We start from the raw sequence: 15,475 nt of genomic DNA on the forward strand, positions 1-15,475 counted from the left end.
GCATCCGAACATGTCGCCACTGATCACTCCTGACGAGCTGCGGCCGCTGCTCGACGGCCCGAGCACGGTGCTGGACGTCCGGTGGCGGCTGGCCGGCCCCACCGGGATCGAGTCCTACCGCGAAGGCCACATCCCGGGCGCCGTCTTCTGCGACCTCGACCGTGACCTGGCCGGGGAACCGGGATCCGGCGGCAGGCATCCGCTGCCCGCCGCCGAGCACTTCCAGGCCGCCATGCGCCGCCTCGGCGTCCGCGGCGACCGTCCCGTCATCGTGTACGACGAGGCCGACTCGACCGCCGCCGCCCGCGCCTGGTGGGTGCTGCGCTACTTCGGCCACCCGGACGTACGGGTGCTGGACGGCGGCCTGCGCGCCTGGACCCAGGCCGGTCTCCCCGTCACCGAGGACATTCCCGAACCCGCCGAGGGCGACTTCGCGGCCGTCCCCGGCGGCATGCCCGTGCTCACCGCCGCCGAGGCCGCCGACCTGGCCCGCAACGGCGTCCTCCTGGACGCCCGGGCACTCGAACGCTACCTCGGCAAGACCGAGCCCATCGACCCCGTGGCCGGCCACATCCCCAGCGCCGTCAACGCGCCCACCGCACAGAACGTCGAACCCGGCGGTCGCTTCCACAACCCCGAATTCCTCCGCGAACGCTTCATCGCCCTGGGCGCCGTCGCCGGAGTCCCGATCGGCGCCTACTGCGGCTCCGGCGTCACCGCCGCCCACGAGATCCTGGCCCTCGAACTGGCCGGCCTTCCCGCCGCCCTCTACGTCGGTTCCTGGTCCCACTGGATCACCGACCCGGACCGCCCGGTCGCGACCGGCTGATCCGGCGTCCTGCCCCGCACGATCGGCCGGTCTCCGGCGCCGAAGCAGGTGAACCCGGGGACGCCGGTTTTGACGGATGCCTCGGCCAGGGCCTCCGCCGGGGTTCGTCCGGCGGCCAGGAGTTCGTGGAAGCACCTCATCAAGGTGAGGGCTTCGTCGTCACGCACGGGAACCACACCCGCGATGACGCACCGCGCGCCCCGGTCGAGAAAGGCTCCAGCGAGGCCGAGGGCCACTCCGTCCGCCGGGGCGTGTGCCATTCCGGCGTCGCAGGCCGACAGGATGACCAGGTCAGGGACGCGGGGGACGCGGAGGAGCTCGTAGGCCATCAGGGGTTCGTCGTCGAGGGTGATCCTGGACAGCAGAGGGCTGCGCGGGGAGAACATGCCATGTGCCGCCACGTGCAGGATCGTCGCGTGGCCCAGTGCCTCGATCACGTCGGATTTGGTGGCCTTCACCGATCTCGCGTCGCGGTGGATGGCCACGACCGCGTCCACCTCATCCATGGCATGGCGGAGTCCGGGCCCGGCGACGGCCACCACCCGTGGATCGTGCGCCTGGGCGGTGGGGAGGATCTCGCCGGCGTGGGAGGTCACCGAAACCGGTCGGCCGAGGAGCGAGGGGAGCATGGGCCAGGGGAGCGTGTGCAAGGCGCCTGTCGGGATCAGGGTGATCGGACCGGGCGGGAGGTCCAGGGGTTCGAGGAGGGCGGTGTCGAGCGAGGTCAGTTCCCTGGCCAGTAGTGATTCGGGATTGGTCGGAGCGTCGCGGAGATTGCGCCTGCGGAGGCCGTAGCGGACGCGGACGATCTGTTCGGTGACGGCGGCGTACGAGCCGAGCGGGTGCAGACGGCAGTCGCCGCCGTGGACCACCAACGCGTATAGGTCGTCCTGGTGCCGGACCAACTCCACCAGGCACGTCCGGGTCTTCCTGAGCGAGTTCGGCAGCCCGTCCTCCGGCGCGCCACGGACGCTCGCCCGCCACCGCTCCGCCCAGGCCAGCACCGCCCAGCCGTCTCCGGTCCCCAGCGCCAGTTCCAGGCCGAACGCGGCCAGGTCCTCCGCACCCCGTACGGCATGGACCCGTACCTCCTCCAGCACCCTTTCCGCCGTGGAAGCGACCTTCACCGGCCGGGGAACCGAGGACGGACGGGAAAGCGAATCGACGAACGCCGCTATGCCTGTCTCGACACTGTGCAGAGCGGCCCGATCGTTCCCGTTGAGGTGGTGGAGCAGCGCCTGCGCGTGATGCCGCACGATCGGCCGGGTTCGCGGTCCAAGCAGGCGGGACAGCTGTTCGACGGCGGCAGCGCGGTCGCCTCGCCGCCGGGCGGCGACCGCACCCGTCAACCGGAGCGAGTCGGAGTTGGCCGGCCATCCGTTGTCGAGCAGGTCGTCGGCACAGCTGAAGACCTCCCTAAGGAGCCTGGCCGCCGCGATCGCACCGGCCTTGTGGTCCGGGTGGAGCGCCTGCGCCAGACGGGCGCGTACGGCGACTTCCCGGGCCAGCGGAGCCCAGCGGGGGCGGGACTGGGAGTGGAGGTCGGATTCGGCGGACCGGGCGGTCTCCACGGCCTGGTGGGTGTCGCCCATGAGGAGTTCCACCTCGGCCAGCAGCAGGCGGGCCTCGCTGAGGACGGCGTGGGCGCCGGAGGTGGCCAGGTCGGGGATGGCCTGTTCGAGGAGGACGCGGGCCTCGCCGGGGAGACGGGCGGCGACCAGAGCTTGGGCGAGGTCGGTCCGCATGGCGGCCAGGCGCTCCGGGAAGCCGAGCAGGGCTCGTTCGGCGATCTGGTAGCTCTCGAAGGCGGCGGCGATGTCACCCCGCTTGGCGGCCGCGAACGGCAGGTTTCCTTCGGCGAGCATCGCCAGATGGCTGAATCCGGCGGCTCGCGCGATCCCGGCGGCTTCCGAGAGGTCGGCGACCGCCTCGCCGTACCGTTCGAGGAAGACACCGGCGAGCCCTCGGTTCAGCAGCGCACCCGCGCGGAACCGGGCGTCGCCGCCAAGCCCGTCAAGAGCACGGGTGCACCGCTGGACCGCCTCCTCGTGGCGGCTGAGCAGAATCAGCGGTACCGCCCGCTGCACGTCCAGCCGGAAGCCGTCGATCCCGGCCAGATCCCCTTCGACCGCGTCGGCCAGTGCCAGCCCGCCCTCCGGATCTCCCAGCAGGGCGCGCACCGAGACCCGTGACATTCCCGCCTGGGCCGCCCGTACCGGATGGCCTGCCGCGACCTCGGCCGCCCGCCCGAGCAGTTCGTCGGCGAGTGCCAGCTCGCCCAGCTCCCATGCCGCCAGGGCCAGTCCTCGCAGCGCCACCGAGGCCGCCTCGCCCGCCTCGCCGGCCGCCCGCAGAACCTCTTCGCCCACCTCCCGGGCCAGGCGGGGATCGCGCCCCGCCAACTCCACCACCCACTCGGCGCGGGCGACCAAACCGCCGTCAGGCACGGACACGGAGCCATCGCGTGGCGACGGGGGCCTGCTCGGGCCGGTGGTAGACGACACTGACCCAGCCGGGGGGCAGCCCGGTGGCGGCGAAATGGCCATCCGGGGAGGGGACGCGCACTTTGCTGATGTGTGGGGTACGGACCTCGACCCAGGCGTCAGGCTCAGGAGCCGGACTGACCTGACCGGCTACTTCGAGGCGACCATCAGAAATGGACATTTCCACGTCCACGGTCAGCTCGTCCGTCGTGAACCGGTGCAGCTGAGGCTCGGCCCCCGACCGCACCCCGGCGGCGGCCACGACATCCACCGGCGTGGCGGTGATCGACCCGGGGAGCCGGAGATCGAACACGGCCCGCGCGTCCGCGTCCACCCGTCCGGGCACCGGATCACTCCCGGCCGCCAACCGCATGGCCGCCAGGAGATAGGTGATCTCCTCGCCATCGCCCTTCGGCCAGGGGCGGGGTTCGGCGGGGGAGGTCTCGTCGGATGAGGAGGTCATTCGGATTCCTCCAGGAGGGCGCGGAGGTGCTTCTCGCAGCGGGCCCGGGTGGGACCGATGCTGCCCATGGGCATGTTGAGGTGGGTGGAGACGTGGGAGTAGCGGATGTCAGGGTTGAGGGCGAAGAGGCGGAGGAGCGAGCGGCAGGGTTCCTTGAGGGCGTCGAGGCGGGCCCAGGCCGCCCGCCCGTACTCGGCGTCCACCACCACGGCGGACGGGTCGGGCTCGGTGGGGTCGAGCAGGTCGGGCAGCTCGCTGGGGCGTTCGGCGCCGGCCCGTTTGGAGAGGCGGATGGCCTCGTGCCGGGTGGTGGTCACCAGCCAGGCCCCGAGGCGGTCGGGATCCCGGATCCGGTCATAGTGCTCGACCAGGCGCAACCACGCCCCCTGTACGGCGTCGGCGGCATCGGTGGGACTGAGCCCCACGGCCCGCGCGACCGCCCACATCCGCCCGCCGAACCGGGCAACAAGATCTTTCCAGACGGCTTCCTCCAGAGCGGGCGAAGATGTCTCCTGTTGCATGTCCCGATGCATGGCACCACTTTCCGGGCTACTGTCCGCGCTGACGGATAAGCGTTGCGTGAGCACTCTACCCATCCCCGTCCGCCCCGATTCCCGCCTCGCCGAATTGCCCCTCACCACGAAGATTGCCGCTAAACCGGAGAGCCGAGAAGCCCTCGCGTCTTCTTGATCAGGTGAAGGCCGGGGCCGTAATTTGAGGGCGTTTGATTTGTTATCTTCCGCAACAGGAGTACAGGTGGATGGTGCGGTGCGGAGCCGCCGGCGCGCTCCGATCGGCATGGCCTACGTCGCCTTCGTGGTGCTGGGCGTCACCGCCGGGGTGGGCGGCGTGCTCATCCCCGCCCAGATGATCGACTACGGCGTCGACAAGGCCACCATCGGCCTGATCTTCTTCACCTCCTCGGCGGGCTTCCTGCTCGCCGGGGCCACCTCGGGCCCGCTCATCCACCGGGTCGGCACCCGCGCCGCCCTCGGCGTCGGCGGCCTGGCCTGCCTGCTGGTCGCGGTCGGCACCGCCGTCCGCCCGCCGTTCCTGGTGCTGCTGGCCCTCCAGGTCGTCCTCGGGTACGGCCACGGCCTGCTCGAATCGGTGCTCAACGCGTACCTGGCCGAGTTGCCGGAGCCCTCGGGGCCGCTCAACCTGCTGCACGCCTTCTTCGGGGTGGGGGCGCTGGTCGGCCCCACGCTGGCCGCCTGGGTCCTCCTGGAGTTCCCGTGGACCGCCGTCTGGTGGCTGCTGGCCCTGGTGGGTGTGCCGCTGCTGATCGGCTTCCTGGTGGCCTTCCCAGGCGCCGGGCCGCGAGAGGCGGTGGCGGCCACCCCGGGGCCGGGGCTGCTCCGCCAGGCGCTCCGGGAGCCCGCCGTGCTGCTCGGCACGGTCTTCCTGGCGATCTACGTCGGACTGGAGATGAGCGTCGGCAACTGGGCCTTCACCTACCTGGTCGACCAGCACGGGCAGCCCGACCTGATCGCCGGGTACGCGGTGACCGGCTACTGGATGGGCCTGACCCTCGGCCGGTTCCTGATCAACCCGATCGCCCGCCGGATCGGCCTCACCCCGGTGGACGTCAGCTACGTCTGCCTGGCCGGGGTGACCGCCGGCGCCCTGCTGGTCTGGCTGGTCCCCGTCGCCGCCCTGCCCGGTCTGGCCCTGCTCGGCTTCTTCCTGGGGCCGCTCTTCCCGACCACCATGGTGGTGGTGCCCCGGCTCACCGCCCCCCGCCTGATGCCCACCGCCGTGGGCGCGATGGTCGGCGGGTCCGTGGTGGGCGGCGCCGTCCTGCCCTGGCTGGCCGGCGCGCTCGCCCAGCAATTCGGGGTGGGCACCCTGCTGCCGTACGCGGCGGCCCTGGCGGTCGTGCTCGGTGCGCTATGGTGGCGAATCTCTCAGAAGCTCCGCGAACCCTGATTTTTCGGGCCGGTACGCCGCCAGGAACCCCGCTACCTGTGGGTTTCCCGACCTGGGAAGATCACCCGAGGTTTACTCTCCGCTGTTTGCCGAATTCACAGCGTTGTCAAGTGCGAATAGGTATGACCCTGCTCTGGTGCCCCGCCGCAACGGACGGTAGTCTCTCCTAGAGTCACTTGTGATCATCCCAGTATGAGGCCGTTGGGGAAGGCGCACCTCGTACGAAACGGGAGGTCCGGTGGCTGCTGCTCGTGGCGTGCTGTACGTCCACTCGGCTCAGCCTGCGCTGTGCCCGCACATCGAGTGGGCTGTAGCAGGCGTTCTTGGCGTTCCCGTCGACCTGACGTGGACGCCTCAGCCCGCCGCGCCTGGCGCTCTGCGCGCCCAGGCCGAGTGGGAGGGCCGCGCGGGCACCGCTGCGGCGATCACCTCATCGCTCATGGGATGGCAGCGCATCCGCTTCGAGATCACCGAGGACGCCTCACCGGGCGTGGACGGCTCCCGGCACGCCTACACCCCGGCGCTGGGCGCGTACACGGCCGTGGTGGGCGCCACCGGCGACGTCATGATCCCCGAGGACCGGCTCCGCAACGTCATGCTGATGGCCGCCCAGGGCCGCGTCGTGCTGGAGGACGAGCTCGACAAGCTGCTCGGCAAGCAGTGGGACGAGGAGCTGGAGTCCTTCCGGTACGCGGGCGAGGGCGCTCCCGTGCGCTGGCTCCACGCGGCCGTCTGAGACCACGAGAAAGGGCGCCGGGTGGAATTCCACCCGGCGCCCTTTCTGTATGTCCTGTCTACAGCGGGATGTTCCCGTGCGCCCCCCGAGCCGGCGTGGCCTGGGCGAGCACCTTGGCGATCGCGCCACGGGTCTCCCCGGGCTGGATCACCTCGTCCACCACCCCGAGGTCCACGGCCCGCTGGAGCCCGCCGGCGATCTTCTCGTGCTCCTCGGCGAGCCGGTGCTCCAGCTCGGCGCGCTCCTCCTCGGGAGCCGCCGCCAGCTCCCGCCGCTTGAGGATGCGGACCGCCGCGACCGCCCCCATCACCGCCACCTGCGCGGTCGGCCAGGCGAACACCCGGGTCGCTCCCAGCGAGCGCGAGTTCATCGCGATGTAGGCCCCGCCGTACGCCTTCCGGGTGACCAGGGTCACCCGCGGCACCGACGCCTCCGCGAACGCGTGCAGCAGCTTGGCGCCGCGGCGGACCACGCCGTCGTGCTCCTGGCCGACCCCAGGCAGGTAGCCCGGCACGTCCACGAGCACCACCAGCGGCACCCCAAAGGCATCGCACATGCGAACAAATCGGGCGGCTTTCTCGGCCGACGTCGAGTCCAGGCAGCCGCCCAGCCGCATCGGGTTGTTGGCCACCACCCCGACCGTGCGCCCGCCCATCCGGCCCAGCGTGGTCACGATGTTCGGCGCCCACTTCGGGTGCAGTTCCACGCCCGGCTCGTCCAGCAGGCCGTTGATCAGCGGGTGCACGTCGTAGGCGCGGCGCGGGTTCTCCGGCAGCAGGGCCGAGAAGTCGACCTCCTCCACCGCCCGCACCCGGCCCTGGTGACCGAGCAGACCGGCCAGCTGGCGCGCGGTGAGCAGCGCCTCGGCCTCGGTCTTGGTGACCACGTGCACCACGCCGCTGCGCTTGCTGTGCGGCTCGGGGCCGCCCAGCGCGGCCATGTCGATCTGCTCGCCGGTGACGCTGCGCACCACGTCGGGACCGGTCACGAAGATCCGGCCCTGGTCGGCCAGGATGACGATGTCGGTGAGAGCAGGCCCGTAGGCGGCGCCACCGGCGGCGGCGCCCACCACCACCGACAGCTGCGGCACCACACCGGACGCCTTGGTCATCGCGGCGAAGACCCGGCCGACGGCGTGCAGCGACTCCACGCCCTCGGCCAGCCGGGCGCCGCCGGAGTGCCAGACCCCGATGATCGGCACCCGCTCGCGGACCGCCACGTCGTAGGCGTGCACGATGTGCTCGCAGCCCTCGCTGCCCATCGCGCCACCCTGCACCCGGGCGTCGCTGCAGAAGGCGACGACCGGCACACCCTCGATGCGCCCGGTGGCCGCGAACACGCCGCTCTTGTCCTCGGGGCTGATCGGCCGGACCGAGCCCTCGTCGAACAGGTGGCCGAGGCGGACCTGGGGGTCGCGTGGATCCGCGGCCTCCTGATCGGCGGCCGGCGTCACCACCCTGTTGTCGAGAACCGTCATCTGCGTCCCTCTCAGACCGTGAGAATCTCAGACCGTGGTGAAGGCGACGGCGACGTTGTGTCCGCCGAACCCGAAGGAGTTGTTGACCGCCGCGATGGGGCCGTCGGGCAGCTTGCGGGGATCCGCGCGCACGATGTCCACCTCGATGCCGTCGTCGAGGTCGTCCACGTTGATGGTGGCCGGCACGAGGCGCTCGGTGAGCGCCAGGATGGTGAAGATGGACTCGATCCCGCCCGCGCCGCCGAGCAGGTGGCCGGTCATCGACTTGGTCGCGGTGACCAGCGGGTGCGCCCCGATGGCCTCCTTGATGGCGATCGTCTCGACCACGTCACCGGCGGGGGTGGAGGTGGCGTGCGCGTTCACGTGCCGGATGTCGGCGCCGGTCAGCCCGGCGTTCTCCAGCACCCGGCGCATGGCCAGCTGCACGCCCGCGCCGCTCGGCTCCGGCTGCGCGATGTGGTGGGCGTCCGCGGAGTACCCGACCCCGGCGGCCACCGCGTAGACCTTGGCGCCGCGGGCCCGGGCGTGCTCCTCGGACTCCAGCACCACCAGGCCGGCGCCCTCGCCCAGCACGAAACCGTCCCGGCCCTTGTCGAACGGGCGGGAGGCGCGCTGCGGCTCGTCGTTGCGGGTGGACATGGCGCGCATGGCGGAGAACGAGGCGATGTTCAGCGGATGGATCGCCGCCTCGGTGCCGCCCGCGACCACCACGTCGACCCGGCCGGACCTGATCATGTCGATGCCGTACCCGATGGCCTCGGCGCCGGTGGCGCAGGCGCTCACGGTGGCGTGCACGCCGCCCTTGGCGCCGATCTCGATGCCGATCCAGCCGGCCGCGCCGTTGGGCATCAGCATGGGCACGGTGAACGGCGACAGCCGGTTCCAGCCCTTGGTCTTGAAGGTGTCGTACGCGTCGAGGATCGTGGTGATGCCGCCGATGCCGCTGCCCACCACGACGCCGAGCCGGGTCGGCTCGACCTCGGGGGCGCCCGCGTCCCGCCACGCCTCACGGGCGGCGATCAGCGCGAACTGCTCGGCCCGGTCCAGCCGCCTGGCCTCCGGCTTGGGGATGACCTCGCCCGGCTCCACCGCGACCCGCCCGGCGAACTTCGCCGGAACCGAGTCGACCCACTCCTCGGTGAGGGGGCGAATGCCCGACCGCCCGTCGAGGAGCGCCGACCAGGTCGAGGCGACGTCTCCACCGAGGGGCGTCGTCGCGCCGAGCCCGGTGACCACGACACGCACCCGGTCTGTACTCACTTGTCTGCACTCCTCATCGATTCACGATCGCTTCGAACGATCGCGGTACGGCCGGGCGAACCCGGATCAGTTCAGTTCTGGATGAAGTTGACGACGTCCTTGACGGTCTTCAGGTGCTTGAGCTGGTCGTCGGGGATCTCCGAACCGAACTCGTCCTGCGCCGCCACAGCGATCTCGACCATGGAGAGCGAGTCGATGTCGAGGTCGTCCACGAAGCTCTTCTCCAGGGTCACCTCGGAGGCCGGAATGCCGGTGATCTCGTTGATGATCTTGCCCAGGCCGGCCAGAATCTCCTGCTCGGTCACTGCCATGTCGCTGTTTCTCCTTATGGGTGGTTTTCAGGGTTTCGTACGGCATGCGCCGTACAAGTCAGGGGATTTCGATGACCTGCGAGGCGTAGGTCAGGCCCGCGCCGAAGCCGAGCAGCAGGGCCAGGCCGCCCGAGGGCACCTCGCCGCGCTCGATCATGCGCGACAGCGCGAGCGGGATGGAGGCGGCCGAGGTGTTCCCGGCCAGCACGATGTCCTTGGCCACCACCGCGTTGTCGGCGCCCAGGCGGCGGGCGAGCGACTCGATGATGCGCAGATTGGCCTGGTGCGGCACGAAGGCGGCGAGTTCGGCGGGGTCCACCCCCGCACGTTCGCACGCCTGCTTGGCGATCGGGTGAAGGGCCGTGGTGGCCCAGCGGAACACGGTCTGGCCTTCCTGGTGCAGCGCCGAGTGCCGGTCCTTGATGATGATGGCGTCGTACTTGTCGCCGGCGCTGCCCCAGACCACCGGGCCGATGCCCGGAGTCTCGGACGGCACCACCACCGCGGCCCCGGCCCCGTCAGCGAAGATCACCGAGGTGGCCCGGTCCTCGATGTCCACCCACTGGGTGAGCTTCTCGGTGCCCACCACCAGCACGTTCACCGCGGAACCCGCCCGGATGGCGTCGCTGGCCGCGGCCAGCGCGTAGCAGAACCCGGCGCAGGCGGCGTTGACGTCGTAGGCGCCGGGGGCGGAGATGCCCAGCCGGTGCGCCACCCGGCCGGCGGCGTTGGGGATCTGGGCCTCCAGCGTGCAGGTGGCCACGATCACCAGGTCGATGTCACCGGCGGCCAGACCGCTGGCGGCCAGCGCCTTGCCGCCCGCCTGCACGGCCAGCTCGATCTCGGACTCTTCGGGCCCGGCGAACCGGCGCTCCTTGATCCCGACCCGGGACTGGATCCATTCGTCGTTGGTCTCGATCAGCTTGGCCAGGTCGTCGTTGGTGACCACGTTGGCGGGCTGGTAGTGCCCGAACGCCAGCACCTTCGCGCCGGGGGAGCCCAGGGGCAGCCTCACTTGAGGGCCTCCTTGGCGGCGGACCTGGCGGCCTCCAGGTCGTCCGGCGTCTTCAGCGGCACCGCGCGCACACCCGGCAGCGCCCGCTTGGCCAGGCCGGCCAGGGTGCCGCCGGGAAGCAGCTCGATCATGGCGGTGACGCCCTGCTCGGTCATCGCGGCCATGCACAGGTCCCACCGGACCGGGCGGCCGACCTGGGCGATCAGCCGGTCCAGCAGGTCGGCGCCGCTGGTCACCAGGGCACCGTCGGCGTTGGAGAGCAACCGCACGGCCGGGTCGGCCGGGGTCAGCCCCTCGGTGGCGGCGCGCAGCCGGTCCACCGCGGGGGCCATGTGCTCGGTGTGGAAGGCACCGGCCACCTTGAGCGGGATCAGCCGGGCCTTGGCCGGCGGCTCGGCGCGCAGCGCTTCGATCTGTTCCAGCGTGCCGCCGGCCACGATCTGACCTGCGCCGTTGATGTTGGCGGGGGTCAGGCCGTGCTTGTCCAGGGACTCCAGCACGTCCACGCCGCCGAGCACGGCGGTCATCCCGGTCTCGGTCACCGCGGCGGCCTCGGCCATCGCCTGGGCGCGCTCGCGGATCAGGGTCAGCGCCTGCTCGGCGGTGAGCGACCCGGCGATGGTGGCGGCGGCGAACTCGCCCACACTGTGACCGGCCACCAGGTCGGGGGTCGCCCCCAGCGCCTCGTAGGCGGCCAGCGAGGCGGCCACCAGCAGCGGCTGCGCCACCGCGGTGTCCTTGATCTCATCGGCGCCGGCGGTCGTGCCGTACGCCACCAGGTCGAGGCCGACGATGTCTGACCACGCCGAGAGGCGGTCGCGGAATCCGGGGATTTCCAGCCACGGCGTCAGAAAGCCTGGGGTTTGGGCGCCTTGTCCCGGCGCGACAATGACGAGCACAACCTAACCCTGCCCTGTAGGGGTTCACCACACTGATGGGGATCCGCACGAACTTCGGTCGGGCGTTTCTGTAGGTTCCCTACAGAACAGGTTTCCCAGCGGTTACCACGAATCGGCTAGGTTACGGTCAGCCGACCGAGTATCAGTCCCACCTGCAGGGTGAATGCGGACCTGCCTTCCGTCGGCTGGTAGCCGGTCAGCTCGGTGATCTTACGCAGCCGGTACCGCACCGTGTTCGGGTGCACGAACAGCAGCCGGGCGGTGGCCTCCAGCGAGGTGCCCTGCTCCAGGTAGGTCGCCAGGGTGTCCAGCAGCGGGGTGCCGGCCAGCGGCTTGAACACGTTCTCCACCAGCTGGGCGCGGGCGTCCTCGTCGCCGTCGATGGCCCGCTCGGCCAGCAGGTCCTCGGCCAGCACCGGGCGGGGCGCGTCCGGCCAGGCGGCCGCGGCGCGCAGCCCGGCGATGGCGGCCCGGGCCGAGCGGGCCGCCGCGTGCAGGTCGGAGACCTCGGGGCCGATCACGATGGGCCCGGCGGCGAACCTGGGGACCACACTCCGCGCCGCGTCCTTGATGCTGTCGGCGCCGCCCACGATCACGATGAGCCGCTCGCCCTGCACCCCGGCCAGCAGGTCGTGGCCGGACCTGCGGCCCTTGTCGCGCAGGCCGTCGATGACGGTCCGCGGGTCCTCGTCCGGCGCGAACCCGGCGAAGACCACCACCGGGGCGGAGGTCCAGCCGAGCGCGGCGGCCCAGGAGTGCAGGCCGTCGTCCACCTCGCCGCGGACCAGGGCGTCCACGATCAGCGCCTCCAGCCGGGCGTCCCAGGAGCCCCTGGCCTCGGCCTCCCTGGCGTACACCTGGGCGGCGGCGAAGGCCACGTCCCTGGTGTAGCGGAGCATGGCGTGGCGGAGCTGCTCCTCGCCGCCGGGGGAGGCCAGCTCGTCGGCCTCGGCCTCCACCACCTCCACCACGATGCGGACCAGGTCGACGGTCTGCTGGAGCGAGACGCTCCGCTTCAGCTCGCGCGGCGCGGTGCCGAAGAACTCGATGCTCGGCGTCGGCCGGTCCTCGCCGGCGTGGCCGAACCACTCCACGAACGCGGCGATGCCGGCCTGGGCCACCAGGCCGACCCAGGACCTGTCCTCGGCCGACAGGGCGCGATACCAGGCGAGCTGTTCCTCCATGCGCGCCATCGCGGCCGTGCCGAGGCTGCCCATCGCCCGGTCCAACCGCCGCGCCGTGTCCTCCCGGACCCTGTCATTCACGCCTACAAGCGTGCCAGGTCGCGTGTGCTGGTGCCGCCCTGGACGTGTCTCAGGATTTTCCGGAACCGATGTGCGCGGGGTTGGCCACCACGTGGTCGATGAAACCGTACTCGCGGGCCTCCTCGGCGGTGAACCAGCGGTCCCGGTCGGCGTCGGCCTCGATGCGCTCGATCGGCTGGCCGGTGTGGAAGGCGGTGCGCTCGGCCAGCAGGCGTTTGGTCCGGTTGGCGATCTCGTCGTTCACCTCCTGTCCGAGCATGATGATGCGCTCGTTCAGCAGGCGCCTGCTGATGTGCTCGCCGCCGTCCGCCGAGAACTGTCCGGCCATGTACGTCACCCGTCCTGTTTCCGGAACCACCTTTACGGAAAATGACGCTAACCGGGCGGGTAAAAGACCGGGAGCTGGTTTCGCCGGGGGCGCATTCCACTGTCGGCATATTCTGCCGTCAGTGGACCGGCCTTCGCGGGGATAATTCCGCGATTTCAGATGACGGCGACCGCGGTGATGAGGCCGATCGCGACGTGGGTGACCGAGAGCAGCACGGTGGCCGGCTGGAGCTGGGGCTCCTGGGTCAGCGAGCGCACCGAGATTCCGGCGATCTTGTCGAACACCATCATGCCCACGGTCTGCACGGCGATGCCGATCAGGCCGAAGACCAGGGTGGCGATCAGGCCCTCGCGCAGCGCGCCGCCGGAGGAGAAGATCGAGGCGGCCACGATCAGCGCGATGGCGGCCATCGCCGAGGAGGTCAGCGCGGTGGCGTTGGGGTTGCGCTCCTCGCGGATGATCTTGGCGAGGCGGCCAGGGGTGGCCATGTCGATCACGTAGAACCCGGCGACGAGCAGCAGCACGCCGAGGATGGCGTACGCAAGGATGGCGAGGCTGCCGTTGGCGAGGACCTCGCCGAAGCTGGTGGTCGTGGTGTCCATGGTGGGGGTGCTCCTTGAGGGCGGTGCAGACGGGAGTGCGTGGGTCTATCCGTGGATGCGGTGCGGGACGAAGGAGGAGGTGTCATCGGTGATCAGACCGGCGGTCTCCCGGATGCCGAGCCCGGCGGACTCGTCCTCGACCATCCAGGCGCCCAGGACCGGGCGCCAGCCGTCGAAGTCGGGCAGCGCCTGGAACTCCTGGTAGACGAACCCCTCGGCGCCGTACTGGCCCGCGGTCTGTACGGACTGCCCGGGTTCGGGGGAGACGATCGTCATCGAGGCGCCCTCCCGGCCGAGCAACGGCTTCCGGATATATCGGGAAATGTCACGAGGTCCGTCCAGGTACGCCGGGAGCAGGTTGGGATGCCCCGGATACATCTCCCAGAGGATCGCCAGCAGCGCCTTGTTGGAGAGCAGCATCTTCCAGGGCGGCTCGACCCAGGCCATCGACGGCTGGAGCCGCAGGGCGTGCTCGCCGAACGGCTCGGCGACGATCCACTCCCAGGGGTACAGCTTGCAGAGCGACCGGATCACCCGGTGCTCCATGTCCACGAAGCGCCGGTTGATCGCGTCCCAGCCGATGTCCTCCATCGCGATGGCGGCGGTGATCAGACCGGCCTGCTGGGCGGTCTCCTGGAGGTAGCCGAGGGTCATCGCCTCCTCGCCGGTCTCGTCCATGTTCGTCCAGGCGAAGTGCGTCGGTCCGGTGGGGAAGCCCGGGCCGATCGCCTTCCACCGGTCGATCAGGCGTTCGTGGATGGAGTTCCACTGGTCGTCGCCGGGGAACACCTCCTGCAGCCAGAACCACTGCACCACCGAGCTCTCCAGCAGGCTGGTGGGGGTGTCGGCGTTGTACTCCAGCAGCTTGACCGGCCCCGCGCCGTCGTAGCGGAGGTCGAACCTGCCGAACACGTGCGGGTCCCGGCGCCGCCAGGACTCGGCCACGGCCGCCTGCCAGTGGTAGGGGATGGCGAAGTCGGCGAACCGGTTGCGGCTGACCACATGGTCCACCGCGGCCAGGCACATCCGGTGCAGTTCCTCGACCTGCGCCTCCAACTGGAGCACCTCGTCCATGGTGAAGACGTAGTGCACGCTCTCGTCCCAGTACGGCCTGGCCAGCCCGTCCGGGTGGGCGGAGCGGTGGTAGGCGAGGCCGTGCGACTCCACGGTGGCGGCCCAGTCCGGCCGGGGCGCCGACGCCTCTCGTCTCATTCGGGGGTCATTCCGGTGGTCATTCTGGGGGTCAACTGCCGCTGCTGCCGTGCGAGCCGAAGCCGCCGCGCTGGACCACCTTGCCGCTCCGGCTGGTGATCTGCGCGTCCGCCGGGCGGAAGGAGGTGCCGCCGGTCACGTGCCTGCCGACCCGGCGCCCGCCGTAGTACCAGCCGTAGGCGCCGTGCGAGCCCCGGTAGTGGGAGTGGGAGTCGTCGTCGCAGAAGTCGTCGTCCACCACCGCGTACGAGCCGTCGGGGAGCTGGTTGGACATGTCGACGCAGTCGGCGTCCACCTCGTCGTAGCTGTTCTGCGCGGCGCAGAAGCCGACCACGAGGGTGGAGAGCACGCCGATGGTGCCGAGCTTGATGGCCGTGGAGGCCTTGCTCTTCTTCGGCGGTGGCGGCGGCATCAGCGGGCCGGTCATCCCTGGTGGCGGTGGAGGCATTCCGCCCGGCGGCATCCCATAGGGCATTCCGGGCGGTGGGGGCGGGGGCGGCATCCCGCCCGGGGGCATACCGGGCGGTGGCATTCCGCCCGGTGGTGGTGGCGGCGGTGTCGACCCGTAAGGAGGTGGGATGGGACCGCGGTCCCCGGTGTCGGCCATACCGCTCCATGATTGTCGAGGGTCGGGAAAGACTACCGTTGCGGGGAGAAACGGAACAG

At 71.1% G+C, this 15,475-nt stretch carries 16 protein-coding genes; 3 read left to right on the top strand and 13 right to left on the bottom strand.

Annotated elements, in window-relative coordinates; translation table 11 throughout:
• The first annotated feature begins 10 nt into the window (after positions 1 to 10).
• Complete coding sequence (locus KIP79_RS32825) at positions 11 to 829, top strand: sulfurtransferase (protein WP_214108844.1); 819 nt, start codon at positions 11 to 13, stop codon at positions 827 to 829.
• Here KIP79_RS32825 and KIP79_RS32830 read toward each other — a convergent pair.
• The 3 genes from KIP79_RS32830 to KIP79_RS32840 are packed head-to-tail and all read right to left on the bottom strand — an operon-like array spanning position 769 to position 4,308.
• Positions 769 to 3,282 carry a CHAT domain-containing protein gene (locus KIP79_RS32830; RefSeq protein WP_214108845.1) on the bottom strand — a complete coding sequence of 838 codons (2,514 nt, stop codon included), beginning with the start codon at positions 3,280 to 3,282 and terminating at the stop codon, positions 769 to 771. The genes KIP79_RS32825 and KIP79_RS32830 overlap by 61 nt on opposite strands.
• The gene (locus tag KIP79_RS32835; protein WP_250214210.1) at positions 3,269 to 3,775 is read right to left on the bottom strand and encodes a hypothetical protein; all 507 of its coding nucleotides are present in this window, start codon (positions 3,773 to 3,775) and stop codon (positions 3,269 to 3,271) included. Before KIP79_RS32835 ends, KIP79_RS32830 begins: the two co-directional genes overlap by 14 nt.
• Complete coding sequence (locus tag KIP79_RS32840; RefSeq protein ID WP_214108846.1) at positions 3,772 to 4,308, bottom strand: RNA polymerase sigma factor; 537 nt, start codon at positions 4,306 to 4,308, stop codon at positions 3,772 to 3,774. The genes KIP79_RS32835 and KIP79_RS32840 overlap by 4 nt, the downstream gene beginning before the upstream one ends.
• A 223-nt stretch (positions 4,309 to 4,531) precedes the next feature.
• Here KIP79_RS32840 and KIP79_RS32845 point away from each other — a divergent pair, with 223 nt between their 5' ends.
• Both KIP79_RS32845 and KIP79_RS32850 read left to right on the top strand, forming a co-directional pair.
• Complete coding sequence (locus tag KIP79_RS32845; RefSeq protein ID WP_214108847.1) at positions 4,532 to 5,704, top strand: MFS transporter; 1,173 nt, start codon at positions 4,532 to 4,534, stop codon at positions 5,702 to 5,704.
• Positions 5,705 to 5,942: 238 nt separating this feature from the next.
• Positions 5,943 to 6,440, top strand: coding sequence for a DUF3145 domain-containing protein (locus tag KIP79_RS32850; RefSeq protein ID WP_214108848.1), 498 nt, complete (start codon positions 5,943 to 5,945; stop codon positions 6,438 to 6,440).
• A gap of 58 nt (positions 6,441 to 6,498) precedes the next feature.
• Here KIP79_RS32850 and KIP79_RS32855 read toward each other — a convergent pair whose 3' ends face one another.
• The 10 genes from KIP79_RS32855 to KIP79_RS32900 form a co-directional block, all read right to left on the bottom strand.
• Positions 6,499 to 7,917 (bottom strand): acyl-CoA carboxylase subunit beta, encoded by a 1,419-nt coding sequence (locus KIP79_RS32855; RefSeq protein ID WP_214108849.1) that lies wholly within the window; start codon positions 7,915 to 7,917, stop codon positions 6,499 to 6,501.
• Positions 7,918 to 7,944: 27 nt separating this feature from the next.
• A complete protein-coding gene (gene fabF, locus KIP79_RS32860; RefSeq protein WP_214108850.1) occupies positions 7,945 to 9,177 on the bottom strand; it encodes a beta-ketoacyl-ACP synthase II in 1,233 nt (410 codons plus the stop codon).
• A 71-nt stretch (positions 9,178 to 9,248) separates the two neighbouring features.
• On the bottom strand, positions 9,249 to 9,488 hold the full coding sequence (locus tag KIP79_RS32865; protein ID WP_214108851.1) for an acyl carrier protein: 240 nt from the start codon (positions 9,486 to 9,488) through the stop codon (positions 9,249 to 9,251).
• Positions 9,489 to 9,546: 58 nt separating this feature from the next.
• Positions 9,547 to 10,503, bottom strand: a complete 957-nt coding sequence (locus KIP79_RS32870) for a beta-ketoacyl-ACP synthase III (RefSeq protein WP_214108852.1) — start codon at positions 10,501 to 10,503, stop codon at positions 9,547 to 9,549.
• Positions 10,500 to 11,402, bottom strand: a complete 903-nt coding sequence (locus KIP79_RS32875; protein WP_214108853.1) for an ACP S-malonyltransferase — start codon at positions 11,400 to 11,402, stop codon at positions 10,500 to 10,502. The genes KIP79_RS32870 and KIP79_RS32875 overlap by 4 nt, the downstream gene beginning before the upstream one ends.
• Before the next feature lie 116 nt (positions 11,403 to 11,518).
• Entirely contained in the window at positions 11,519 to 12,619 is a 1,101-nt protein-coding gene (locus KIP79_RS32880) for a PucR family transcriptional regulator (protein WP_214108884.1), read from the bottom strand.
• A gap of 97 nt (positions 12,620 to 12,716) precedes the next feature.
• Positions 12,717 to 12,995 (bottom strand): ATP-dependent Clp protease proteolytic subunit, encoded by a 279-nt coding sequence (locus tag KIP79_RS50225; protein WP_214108854.1) that lies wholly within the window; start codon positions 12,993 to 12,995, stop codon positions 12,717 to 12,719.
• Between the two features lie 155 nt (positions 12,996 to 13,150).
• Complete coding sequence (locus tag KIP79_RS32890; RefSeq protein WP_214108855.1) at positions 13,151 to 13,597, bottom strand: DUF350 domain-containing protein; 447 nt, start codon at positions 13,595 to 13,597, stop codon at positions 13,151 to 13,153.
• 45 nt (positions 13,598 to 13,642) lie between these two features.
• On the bottom strand, positions 13,643 to 14,809 hold the full coding sequence (locus KIP79_RS32895) for a glutathionylspermidine synthase family protein (RefSeq protein ID WP_214108856.1): 1,167 nt from the start codon (positions 14,807 to 14,809) through the stop codon (positions 13,643 to 13,645).
• A 31-nt stretch (positions 14,810 to 14,840) separates the two neighbouring features.
• Complete coding sequence (locus tag KIP79_RS32900; RefSeq protein WP_214108857.1) at positions 14,841 to 15,236, bottom strand: hypothetical protein; 396 nt, start codon at positions 15,234 to 15,236, stop codon at positions 14,841 to 14,843.
• Between the last annotated feature and the right edge of the window lie 239 nt (positions 15,237 to 15,475).

It is taken from the genome of Acrocarpospora catenulata (assembly GCF_018476525.1).
Taxonomy (GTDB): Bacteria; Actinomycetota; Actinomycetes; order Streptosporangiales; family Streptosporangiaceae; genus Acrocarpospora; species Acrocarpospora catenulata.